10 protein-coding genes and 2 pseudogenes are annotated in these 11,409 nt (G+C 35.8%); 9 read left to right on the top strand and 3 right to left on the bottom strand.

Annotated elements, in window-relative coordinates:
• Positions 1-88: 88 nt before the first annotated feature.
• The 3 genes and pseudogenes from CWATDRAFT_RS25585 to CWATDRAFT_RS25575 form a co-directional block, all read left to right on the top strand.
• Positions 89-751, top strand: a pseudogene (locus CWATDRAFT_RS25585) (NF041680 family putative transposase); the annotation flags it as partial.
• Positions 752-838: 87 nt separating this feature from the next.
• Positions 839-1,255 carry an orange carotenoid protein N-terminal domain-containing protein gene (locus CWATDRAFT_RS25580; RefSeq protein ID WP_007307718.1) on the top strand — a complete coding sequence of 139 codons (417 nt, stop codon included), beginning with the start codon at positions 839-841 and terminating at the stop codon, positions 1,253-1,255.
• Between the two features lie 308 nt (positions 1,256-1,563).
• On the top strand, positions 1,564-2,034 hold the full coding sequence (locus CWATDRAFT_RS25575; RefSeq protein ID WP_042712404.1) for a hypothetical protein: 471 nt from the start codon (positions 1,564-1,566) through the stop codon (positions 2,032-2,034).
• A 121-nt stretch (positions 2,035-2,155) separates the two neighbouring features.
• On the opposite strand, the gene CWATDRAFT_RS25570 is transcribed toward CWATDRAFT_RS25575, so the two are convergent.
• The gene (locus tag CWATDRAFT_RS25570; protein ID WP_412093268.1) at positions 2,156-3,925 is read right to left on the bottom strand and encodes an ArnT family glycosyltransferase; all 1,770 of its coding nucleotides are present in this window, start codon (positions 3,923-3,925) and stop codon (positions 2,156-2,158) included.
• A 78-nt stretch (positions 3,926-4,003) separates the two neighbouring features.
• The gene (locus tag CWATDRAFT_RS25565; RefSeq protein ID WP_007307715.1) at positions 4,004-4,657 is read right to left on the bottom strand and encodes a phosphatase PAP2 family protein; all 654 of its coding nucleotides are present in this window, start codon (positions 4,655-4,657) and stop codon (positions 4,004-4,006) included.
• Positions 4,658-5,206: 549 nt separating this feature from the next.
• Here CWATDRAFT_RS25565 and CWATDRAFT_RS25560 point away from each other — a divergent pair.
• The 5 genes from CWATDRAFT_RS25560 (at position 5,207) to CWATDRAFT_RS40515 (ending at position 9,410) form a co-directional block, all read left to right on the top strand.
• On the top strand, positions 5,207-6,832 hold the full coding sequence (locus CWATDRAFT_RS25560) for an IS1634-like element ISCwa1 family transposase (RefSeq protein ID WP_007307719.1): 1,626 nt from the start codon (positions 5,207-5,209) through the stop codon (positions 6,830-6,832).
• A 254-nt stretch (positions 6,833-7,086) separates the two neighbouring features.
• Positions 7,087-7,431 (top strand): sensor histidine kinase, encoded by a 345-nt coding sequence (locus CWATDRAFT_RS40530; protein WP_007307720.1) that lies wholly within the window; start codon positions 7,087-7,089, stop codon positions 7,429-7,431.
• A gap of 9 nt (positions 7,432-7,440) precedes the next feature.
• Positions 7,441-8,448, top strand: a complete 1,008-nt coding sequence (locus CWATDRAFT_RS40525; protein ID WP_326997436.1) for a response regulator — start codon at positions 7,441-7,443, stop codon at positions 8,446-8,448.
• Entirely contained in the window at positions 8,441-9,055 is a 615-nt protein-coding gene (locus CWATDRAFT_RS40520; RefSeq protein ID WP_007307722.1) for a response regulator, read from the top strand. The genes CWATDRAFT_RS40525 and CWATDRAFT_RS40520 overlap by 8 nt, the downstream gene beginning before the upstream one ends.
• Positions 9,024-9,410 (top strand): sensor histidine kinase, encoded by a 387-nt coding sequence (locus tag CWATDRAFT_RS40515; protein WP_007307723.1) that lies wholly within the window; start codon positions 9,024-9,026, stop codon positions 9,408-9,410. Before CWATDRAFT_RS40520 ends, CWATDRAFT_RS40515 begins: the two co-directional genes overlap by 32 nt.
• Positions 9,411-9,514: 104 nt before the next feature.
• Here the strand turns inward: CWATDRAFT_RS40515 and CWATDRAFT_RS25545 are convergent, their stop codons facing one another.
• Positions 9,515-10,528: a type I glyceraldehyde-3-phosphate dehydrogenase gene (locus CWATDRAFT_RS25545; protein WP_007307714.1), complete on the bottom strand. Its 1,014-nt coding sequence runs from the start codon at positions 10,526-10,528 to the stop codon at positions 9,515-9,517.
• Positions 10,529-10,864: 336 nt separating this feature from the next.
• On the opposite strand from CWATDRAFT_RS25545, the pseudogene CWATDRAFT_RS25540 reads away from it, so the two are divergent.
• Positions 10,865-11,301: pseudogene (locus tag CWATDRAFT_RS25540) on the top strand (cytochrome b6-f complex iron-sulfur subunit); the annotation flags it as partial.
• Between the last annotated feature and the right edge of the window lie 108 nt (positions 11,302-11,409).

Here is an 11,409-nt window from a genome sequence, read left to right as displayed (position 1 = left end):
GGTTAGAATGACGGTTTTTACGGCAATTATTCGGGACAAATTCAGCGCAAATTTCGGAAATCCCGTGGTATGGGATAATTTGCGGTAAGATGGCCAAACTGGGCTTGAACCTGATGAAGTTCATCAAGTCCCCTTTACAACGAAAAAAGGTCGTCAATTAACAGTGACTATTTCGGGATGGAAACAGATGTTAATGAGAGGAACTAAAAACTATAAAATGAACAATCACCCCTTTACTTTACTCCAGATTGTTGTCAGAGCTCAAGAAAGAAATAGTATTTGGAAACCTATGTGGCTTATTGTTATTGGTTCTCGGCGCGATGAGTTAAGTTTAGTTGATTGTTATCAGTGTTATCGACAACGTTATGACATGGAACATCTTTTTCGATTTGGTAAACAAAGATTATTGATGACATCTTATTTAACTCCCGATGTACATCATGAAGAAAATTGGTTTAAACTAACACTTCTTTCTTATGTAAATTTGTGGGCTGCCAGAAAATTAGCTGTGGTTTTACCCCGTGATTGGGAACAGTATTTGAAGACTAATAAATCCATCAAAATCACCCCTAGTCTAGTTCAAAGAGACTTTTCAAGAATAATTACGACCTTGGGGACTTTCGCCAAATTTCCCAAACGTCGAGGTTTTTCTTCCGGACGTATTAAAGGTTACAAAAAAGCCCCACGAACTCGTCATGATGTTATCAAGAAAGGGAGCAAAAAATCAACTGAAAACTTAAAAGCTCCTTAGTTTTCCTCAGAATCTATAGATTAGCCCTATTTGTCAGCCAATTTTATTGACTGATACAGAGCCGATATTTTCGGATTTTAGTTTAGCGTGAAATATACGCTAACAAACTTTTTTTGTCCAAAGTCCAATTATACAGAAATTGGACGTTCCATTACTCCAGCAGCCCCTGGTGCAGCCCGTTTACAGTTTGCTGAAGGACTCCTTAACCAGTTTAAGAATATGTCCCAAGATGAGCAACTACAAGCAATGCGGGACCTAGTTAATAAAGTTAGCACCCCGGTAAGCCGAGCTTATGGTGTATTCACCAATAACACCAAATTAGCCTTCTGGTACACATTAGCGGAATTAATGGAAGCAGGGGTTGTTATTCCGGTTCCTCCTTCCTATGGCTTGAGTGAAGAAGCAAACAAGACCTTATCTACTATTCAAAGTTTAGATTTTAATAAACAGATTACCGTTTTACGTAATGCAGTTTGTGATATGGGTATTGATCCCTTAGCATAGTATATTTTTTTAATCTCCTAACAGTAAAAGAGCAGGTTGTCTGCTCTTTTACTGTGTCACTCATATTTGAGCTATTTTGTCAATGAATAACTGCTATTTTTCCGAAGTTAAGCCAACAAGTTAAGCCAATCTCTTCCCCAATAAGAGGGATTTCCTGAAAATTTTGCTCTCTGAAACTAAGATTGAGACTAGCTTGAAGAATTTGTTAGTGCTAAATCCTTAACTTTTTTCTTAAAGTAGTAAACTTTGCTGGTGTTACTTTTAGGAAAAGAATACTATGGATTTTATCGTAAAAACAGGTAATTTGAATGACGATTAAACTACGAGTTGTTGGAATTTTTTACTCCGTTGAACTTGATGCAAAATCAGTCTCAGGTGGTAGTGTTCAAGATGTTCTCGATGCTGCGGTAAAAAATCCAGGTAGTGATCGAAAATTTGGCTATATTTCTTCTGTTGGGACCCTTGAACCCCCCTCTCTCTCTCTCTCAATCTTTTCTGCTGTCTACAATAGCCCGTTCAAAAGTAAAGTATCAGGCATAGAATACCCAAAAGGTTCTTATGTGTTAGCAGAAGATATAAACGCAAGACCGTCATACAAAGTTTGGCAGTATTATGTTTTTGACGAAAAAAATGAAAGAGTAAAACTTCCAACGCCAACGGCTCCATATACGACTGATATCGGCATTAAAGACGGCTATACAGTTATTTGGCGACTTGTATCAGTTCTTGCTGGCCCAACAAATACTTCGCCATCAAAATTAAAACAACTTCATAATTAATTGAAAAATTAGGGATTACAACCTAAATTACATACTTTAGGTAGTGTGCTTGGTTTTAGGAGATTGGCGATCGCCAGTCTCCTCTGTCGACAAACTATAATATTTTCAATCCATCAATCAGTTAACGGTTTTTGTATCTTGCAACAACTATCTGTTTACTCACTCGAATTAACTTGTAAACTCCTTCTTGTTGAATTAAGGTATAGTCAGACTTATCTAAACCCAACTTATTGAGATATTTTTGTTCACTAATAATTAATACAGTATCAGAATTACCTGTTTGTTGAAAATAGTCTAACGCTGGGCCATTATAGATATCTGCCTCTGTGACAGAATCAACCACTTCTTGAGTATAAAACACCAACGTTGGACGCATAAACCCTAAAAATGCTAGTCTTTCATCTGCTTGTCTTTCTGTTTTAACAATGGTGGAAAGTTCCCTCAAAGGTAACTGTCTTTGATTATCTACAATTTGAGCAACAGGTAGACCAACCCAGGAGAAAAATGCCAGGAACCCTAATAAGTTAGCTGTCCACAACCAGCTACGATAGTTACGGACCAAGAGAAATAATAAACAAGACAGTGCAGCAGATGACCAGATAATACCTCCTTTTATAGCTGAATTTGAACCTTGTAAAAGTTCTTTAAATTGGGGCATCATGGCATCTTCTCCAATTAATTGATAGGCGAAGAAACTAGCTACTCCTAAACCAATTAAAACCCCAACATTAGCAATACCACTCAACAAAAATAAGAAAGACCAAATTCCTGATGCTTCTTCTGACTTTGTCTCAACTTGTTCACTCCAAAATAAAGCAATTATAATAGCAGCAGCTGGCATCAAAGGAAGCACATAACCTGCTAATTTTGTCACGGAACTAGAAAAGAAAACCAGAACTACAAAAAACCAGGCTAAACAGAATATCCCTAAATGAGTTTTGCGAGGTGAATTTATCCATTGTCGTCTTTGCCAAACCCTCAACCTAGCAATAGCTAAGGGTAAATAAATTGACCAAGGTAATAAACCCACCATAATCACAGGAAAATAATAATACCATGCCCCAGGATGACGACTAACTACGCTGGTAAACCTTTGGACATTATGCAGTCCAAAAAAAGTATTTATGTATTCTTGTCCATGTTCTAAAGTTACTAGAACAAACCAAGGAACAGCAACTAATGAAAAGCTACCGATTCCCAATAGCCAGGGAGTTTCTTTAACTACTTCTATAAACCGCCCAACATATAAAAGAAAAACGATAACGGTTAACCCAGGTAAAACTAGAGCGACAGGACCTTTGGCTAAGACACCTAAAGCCATAAAAACCCAATAAGCAATGTACCACCATTGCCCCACTGGTAGCCCATAATAGGATTTAGAACTTGTTTCAGAATAGCCATAACCCAAGAAAAAAGATAAGCAAGCTAAAGCAATACCACTGGAGAGAAACATATCAGAAACTCCCGTTCTTCCCCAGGCTATCCAGAAAGGGTTTAAAGCGATAATTCCGGCACCTATGAGAGCAGAAAACCATAATTTTGTTGGGGTTTGATTTGTTTCATATGCTCGTGAAAAACCGAATTTTTTCAGGGTATAAAAACCCAAAATAACCACAGCGATCGCAGCCAAAGCCGAGGGTATTCTTGCGCCCCATTCATTAAGTCCAAATAGCTTAAAAGATAAACCCACTAACCAATAAGTCAAGGGAGGTTTATCGAAACGAGTTTCTCCATTCCAATAGGGTGTTACCCAGTCCCCTGTTATGACCATTTGACGGGCAGCTTCTACAAACATTGGTTCTGTTTTATCCATTAAACCAATGCTTCCCCAAGTTAAACCAAAAAGGCAATACAACTGATAAAAAATAGCCACAAACCAGAAAAAAGCCAAAGATTCTTAGTATCTTTTTTCCAAGCAGTAACAATTTTATTGTCTTTATCTTCTACAGTTACTTTATTCATTATATATTTAAAATTTACGATACTTTTTGCTAATTGAATTCAAAAGAGTGATACAAAATAGGAATCCTAAATAAGCAACACAAACACCTCCAATCAAATCTGTAACCCAATGAATATTTAAGTAGAGACTAGACCAACCCATTAAAGCAACTAAAATAGTAGAAAGGATATAGAAAAAAGTTCCCCATTTTGGAAAATGAAAAGCTATTAAATAAGAAAAGTATAAATATAACATTAAATTGCCAGAAACATGACCACTAGGATAACTTTTTCCGTGAACATCAATCAACCCAGGTGCGGGGCGAATACGAGCAAACCAGGGCTTTAATATTTGGTCAATTAATATTAAAACTCCCAGAGCTGATATGGCTAAAACTTGTGCTTCTTGCCAATAACGTTTCCAGCATAAAAACCCTAAACCTGCAATAACAATAAATACAGCAACCTCCGCTTCTCCTGTAAAGTAAGATACCCTAGCTAAAACCATCAAACTAGGATGGTCAAGTTGACGAACCCACTCCAAAAAAGTTGCGTCCCAAGCATCAAGAGTTCCTGAAACAACAGCCACGGTTAAAGCAATAAATAACAGTAAAATAGTAAGAACGGTAATGACAGTATTATTTAGCCGATTACCAGGGTATTGTTTCAGTTTTATCTTCATACTGTTAGGGGATTTAATCAATAACTAATAGTCATCTTATAATAACACTTAGACTTGGAAACAGTTTTAAGTTTATTTAACTTTCCCTGCTTATCTTCGTTTTTATAATAAACATCGACTTATCTAAAAGATTAATATACTTAATATTAAATATGGACTGAAAAGATATAACTTATGCAGAGACGGATAACCTATCCAATTAGTTCCTACCGAATACCGCCATTAACAAAAAAAACTGGATATTAATAAGATCCAGCAAAAACAACGATATTGATAAAGTTTGGTACTATTTTCCTTAGCTTACCCGACGAGAAGCCCCACGCTGTATTTTCCCTAAAAAACACCTACGCACGAGAGCGTGGGATGGAAGTCGGGACAGCACCTATCAGATAATTCTAGCGCATTTATAACCCAGATTCCGCACTTCAAAAAGTAGCATTAAATACTACAAGCCTGGGTTTAATAATTAAGTATAATTGCTTAAGCTCTTGAAGACAAAAAAGTGGGATAATTGCTTAAGTTGTTTCCTCTGTAAAAAAAGAGCGAAAAATGTCTTATTTAGAAGAAATACAAGTTAAAAATTTAGACCATTTAGGGATAGTAGCTGGTTTAATTGATGAAATAGGAATAGTCAAAATAATTAATAATAAATTAGGAATAGATGTTAGAGAAAAAATCTCAGCAGGTACAGTAGTTAAGTCTATTTTAATCAATGGACTAGGATTTGTTTCAAGACCTCTATATTTATTCAGTCAGTTTTTTCAAGATAAAGCCATTGAGAAATTGTTAGGAGAAAGAATTAAACCTGATTACCTTAATGATGATAAAATTGGGAGAGTAATGGATGAATTATATAAATATGGACTAAATGATATTTTTATTGAAGTAGTTTTAGAAGTAATTAAAAAATTTAAAATAGACCTTAAATACTCCCATTTAGATCCCACATCATTTCATTTAGATGGAGAATATAAAAGGGAAGAAGATAAAGAGAAACAGGAAGAAGAAAAAATTATTAAAGAAAGACCAATTTTTATTAAGAAAGGATATTCTCGGGATCATAGACCAGACTTAAAACAATGTGTCTTGGATTTAATAACAAGCCAAGATGGAGATATTCCATTATTTGTGAGAGTAGGAGATGGAAATGAATCTGATAAAGCTGTATTTGGAAAAGTTTTAGTAGAATTCAAAAAGCAAATAAAGTTTGATAGTATCATGGTTCGTGATAGTGCTTTATATGGTCAAGAAAATCTCCAACTAATCCAACATTTAAAATGGATAACGAGAGTTCCAATGACCATAAAAAAAGCAAAAGAATTAGTGCAAAATATAGAGGTGGAAGAAGTAAAAGATGAAGATAAAGAAAAAAGAAGTGACCTAAATTTAGAAAGTTATACCTGGAAAGAAGAAATTGTTACTTATGGTGGAATCAAGCAAACTTGGTTAATAGTCTTGAGTGAAAAAAGACAGAAAAGTGATTTGGAAAAACTAGAAAAACAACTTTCCCAAGAAGAGAAGAAATCCCAAAAATTTCTTAAAGAAATACAATCTGAAGAATTTGAACATCCTCAAGCTGCTCGATATAAATTAAAAGCTATTAATAAAAAATTGAGATTGTTGGAAATAAAAGAAGTTGAACTGATTGAAACTTACTCGAAAAAAAAGGAAAAGATTTATAAAATGATTAGTCTGATCATCAAAAAAGATGAAGAGATAAGTAGAAAGACTAAAGAAGCAGGAAAATTTATTTTAGCAACTAACTTAGTAGAGGAAAATAAATTAGAAGCTAGTGAAATTCTGATAACTTATAAAAACCAGCAATCTACGAAAAGAGGATTTCGATTTTTGAAAGATCCCTTATTTTTTACTGATAGTTTCTTCGTTGAAAAACCAGAAAGAATAGAAACAATGTTATTTTTAATGTCTTTGTGTTTGTTGATTTATAACTTGGGGCAAAGAGAATTAAGAAATTGTTTAAAAAGAGTCAAAAAAGGAATAAATAATCAAGTAGGGAAAGTAACATTGCGTCCGACTTTGAGGTGGATATTTCAATGTTTTCAAGGTATTCATTATGTGATTTTAAACGGAGTTAAACAAATTGTCAATTTAACAGAAGAAAGGCGTTTTATATTGAGTTTATTACCTGCATCTCGTCAAAGATATTATCTATAAATTGAATTGGATAAAGCAAAAATAATAAAAGAATAAGAGTCTAATGATATCAAATGAGAAGAGGAAACTCTCCTTTGTTTGTGCTGAGTCTTGCTAAGTTTTCAATGAGTATAAATCTTCTTAATTTGATTATTTTTCCTAAAAATTTAATGAAAAGAGAAATATTCTTGCCCAGGTATGATTTTCGGACTTTTTAAAACTATGTATTTTCTTATACTACATTTTGAAGTGCGGAATCTGGGTTAAATGCTATTTTGGGCTTTGCTCAAATAATAGATCGAGATAATTCTCTTTCATCGGAACAACAGAAATATGTAGGAATTATTAACCGCAGTGGAGAACATTTACTCTCATTAATCAATGATGTTTTAGAAATGTCTCGAATTGAAGCTGGACAATTAATTCTTCATCAAAATTATTTTGATCTCTATAAATTAATACAATCAGTGCAGGAATTACTGTCTTTTAAAGAATCATCACAAGAAATAAGCTTAGACTTTCATATAGATAGCGATATCCCTCAATATTTAGAAGGAGATGAAAGTAAGTTAAGACAGATTATTGTTAACTTAGTGGGGAATGCTATTAAATTTACCTAAGTCGGTCAGATTGATGTACATTTATGTCTACTATCATACGACAATAATAGTAGAGACATTGAGCTACAACTGCAAGTTAAAGATACAGGCGTGGGCATTAAAAAGGAAAATTTAGAGACTATTTTTGAGCCGTTTAAACAAACAGAAAAAGGCGGTGAAAATCATGAAGGGACGGGGTTGGGATTATCCATTAGTCGCCAGTTTGCGCGCTTAATGGAGGGTGATATTACGGTAGAAAGTGAACTGGGAAAGGGATCGATCTTTACTTGTACACTAAAAATGATGGTGCAAACAAAAATCGAAGACTTTGTTAAACAACCATCAAAACAAATTATTGGTTTACAGCCAAGCCAAACCGACTATCGTATTTTAGTAGTAGAAGATGTCAAGGATAATCAACTATTAATGATGAAAATATTAAGCTCTGTGGGGTTTGAAGTACGTTCAGCTAATAATGGTCAAGAAGCATTAGAAATGTGGCAAAAATGGCATCCTCAGTTAATTTGGATGGATATGAGAATGCCTGTGATGGATGGTTATGAAGCGAGTCGTCGCATCCGTCAGTTGGAGGCAGAAAACCCTAATAGACAAACCCCTGTGATCATTATTGCTTTAACTGCTACTGCGTTTGATGAGGAAAGAAAAGCTATTTTAGAAATAGGATGTAATGATTTTGTACCGAAACCATTTAAAGAAGCAGTTATTTTTGAGAAGATGAAGCAATATTTAGGGCTTGAGTATGTTTATCAAGAGTCTACAATTAATTTATCCTCTCATGGTACAGTAAATGAAGTGGATAATTTTGAGCAATTGAATGCTGAAATGGAGAAAATGCCTAAAGCATGGGTTGAAGAATTACGTAAAACTGCTTTAAGTGCGAGGGAAAAGAATCTCATTCATTTAATTCAAGAAATTCCTGAGCAATATTTTTTTTTAGCAGATTCTCTAAATCAAATGCTTGAAGAATTAGCCTTTGAAAAAATTGTTAATTTAACAGAAGGATTCAACCATGAATAATAGGAATGAAAAGAAGGGAGATATTCTTATTGTGGATGATATCCCTGAAAATTTACAACTTTTATTTACAATGTTGACGAAACAAGGTTATGAAGTCAGACGGGTTTTGAGCGGAAAACAAGCTTTAAATGTGGTTAAAGTGGAACCGCCTGATTTAATTTTATTAGATATAAGAATGCCGGAACTAGATGGTTATGAAGTTTGCCAACGATTAAAGGCAGACGAAACGACTCAGAATATTCCTGTTATTTTTCTTAGTGCGTTAAATGAGACCTTTGATAAAGTCACAGCTTTTCAAGTGGGTGGGGTTGATTATATTAGCAAACCCTTTCAGTTACAAGAGGTAATTATTCGGGTAGAAAATCAATTAAATTTGTTGGAAATGCAACGTAAACTTGAGAAAAAGAATAAAGAATTAGAGTTAGTAAATAAGGAATTAGAAGCCTTTGGTTATAGGGTTTCCCATGATCTAAGAAATCATCTTAATGTTATCAATAGCATCATTTATTTATTGTCTAAAAAACATGGCCAAAAATTAGATAATGTGGGACTAAAAAATCTAAAGATTTTAGAAGATGAAAGAAAAAGAGAAAATAGTTATCATTGAATCTGATGTTTATGCGACAGGAGATGAAGGTTTAATTAAAATCGCTGTTGAAAACTTATTGGATAATGCTAATAAATTTACCAATAAAACAGAACAGCCTCGCATTGAATTTGGTCCGTTGCAACAACAAGATCAAACTGTCTATTTTGTCAAGGATAATGGCGTGGGTTTTGATACTAAAAAAGGTAACAATTTATTTACTCCTTTTCAGCGTTTACATCAGGAGCAAGAGTTTCCTGGAACTGGTATTGGTTTAGCAACAGTCAAGCGCATTATTGAACTTCATGGGGGGGAAATTTGGTACGATGCAAAAGTTAATCAAGGAACAACTTTTTACTTTACTTTCGGGGAATAATCAATTATTAATTATTAATTGTTAATTGTTAATTGTTAATAGAAAAGCCCCCGTCTTAAAGTCGGAGGCTAAAAGAAATCATGAAATTTTAGTAAGTGAAGGATCTATTTCCATTTGTTGGCTACAACTTCAGCTAAGTCAACAACCCGTTGAGAATAACCCCATTCGTTGTCGTACCAAGCAACAATTTTAACCATATCGCCACCCATAACCATAGTTAAGCTGGCATCAACGATAGAAGAAACATCTGTTCCCCGATAGTCACAAGAGACTAAAGGTAAATCATTGTAGCCGAGAACACCTTTCATGGAACCTTCAGAAGCAGTCTTGAAGATATCATTAACCTGTTCAGCAATGGTGCTTTTTTCCACTTGTGCTACCAAGTCAACCACAGAAACATTAGGGGTAGGAACCCGCATGGCAATACCATTTAACTTGCCTTTCATTTCAGGGATAACTAAAGCAACCGCTTTTGCAGCACCTGTGGAGGTAGGTACAATGTTAACCGCAGCTGCCCGCGCCCGACGAAGATCACGGTGAGACGCATCTAAAATGCGTTGGTCTCCGGTGTAACTGTGGGTAGTGGTCATGGTGCCTTTGATAATACCAAAATTATCATTTAAGACTTTAACCACTGGTGCGAGACAGTTAGTGGTACAACTGGCGTTACTGATGACATTGTGTTTGTCGTGTTCGTAGTCTTGCGCGTTAACTCCAACCACGTAGGTTCCAACATTACCGCCTTTTCCGGGGGCTGTAATTAAGACCTTTTTGGCACCAGCTACGATGTGTTTAGATGCACCCTCTTCTGTAACAAAAACCCCAGTGGATTCGATAACTAAATCGACATTCCATTCCGTCCAAGGTAGGTTTAAGGGGTTACGATCAGAAACACACTTGATGGTTTTACCATTAACGGTGATGGAGTTTTCGTCTGCCTCAATGTCAGCATCTAATATACCGAGCATGGAATCGTATCTTAGCAGGTGAGCATTAGTTCTGGGATCAGAAGTATCGTTGATGCCGACAACTTCTAATCCAGTGTTTTCCCGACCTAACCAGCACCGCAAAAAGTTACGTCCAATACGTCCGAACCCGTTGATTGCTACTCTAATCACTTGCGTCTTACCCTCTGTGTTTTACTGCAATAAATTAAAACATTATTAATGAACCCAATCATACCCCAAAGGCTGCTCTTTTTCGATACCTGGGGGAAAATTTTTCTAGATATTCGATTATTACCCACTTTTCTGCAATAATTTAAAATAGACTTTAAGCTCAGGAGACTCTCAAACCTTGTCTACTGGGAGAGAGAAAAATTTTACTGATCTCCTTGTCTAAAACAGGGTTCCTATCATATCCTTTTAAGAAACGTACAACCTGTAATTATTGCTGAGATTCAATCCTCAGTTGGCCAACTAAATCTAGATCCATCCATCCATCCATCAATCGTTATGACACAAGTATCTGGTTCATCAGATGTCCCCGATATGGGGCGTCGTCAGTTTATGAATTTACTCACCTTTGGAACTATCACTGGTGTTGCCGCCGGTGCATTGTATCCTGTGGTGAAATATTTTATACCCCCCTCCAGCGGTGGAGCCGGTGGCGGTGTTAATGCCAAAGACGCTCTGGGTAATGATGTTATCGCTAGTAACTTTCTTGCTGAGCATAATGTCGGCGATCGCGTTTTAGCCCAAGGGTTACAAGGAGATCCCACCTACCTAGTGGTTGAAGGAGAAAACGCCATTGCTGACTACGGTATCAACGCCGTTTGTACTCACTTAGGCTGCGTTGTTCCCTGGAAATGCCAGCGAAAGATAAGTTTATTTGTCCCTGTCATGGTTCTCAATACAATGCTCAGGGTCAAGTCGTACGTGGTCTGCTCCCTTTCTATAAGTTAGCCATGTAACGTCACAAGGTGAAACGTCACTCAGCGATGGAAAGAACTGCTTCGCACGAGAAAACCTGTGGGTTATACGTGACCGTACTTCGGCGG

The sequence above is a fragment of the Crocosphaera watsonii WH 8501 genome, from assembly GCF_000167195.1.
Taxonomy (GTDB): Bacteria; Cyanobacteriota; Cyanobacteriia; order Cyanobacteriales; family Microcystaceae; genus Crocosphaera; species Crocosphaera watsonii.
Note: the sequence above shows the minus strand (reverse complement) of the source record. Positions and strands in the feature narration are given on the sequence as shown.

Excerpts from the sequence above, each read along its gene's own strand:
- CWATDRAFT_RS25575 (WP_042712404.1), top strand. The coding sequence starts at position 1,564 with ATGACGATTAAACTACGAGTTGTTGGAATTTTTTACTCCGTTGAACTT.
- CWATDRAFT_RS25565 (WP_007307715.1), bottom strand. The coding sequence starts at position 4,657 with ATGAAGATAAAACTGAAACAATACCCTGGTAATCGGCTAAATAATACT.
- CWATDRAFT_RS25560 (WP_007307719.1), top strand. The coding sequence starts at position 5,207 with ATGTCTTATTTAGAAGAAATACAAGTTAAAAATTTAGACCATTTAGGG.
- CWATDRAFT_RS40520 (WP_007307722.1), top strand. The coding sequence starts at position 8,441 with ATGAATAATAGGAATGAAAAGAAGGGAGATATTCTTATTGTGGATGAT.
- CWATDRAFT_RS40515 (WP_007307723.1), top strand. The coding sequence starts at position 9,024 with ATGAAAGAAAAAGAGAAAATAGTTATCATTGAATCTGATGTTTATGCG.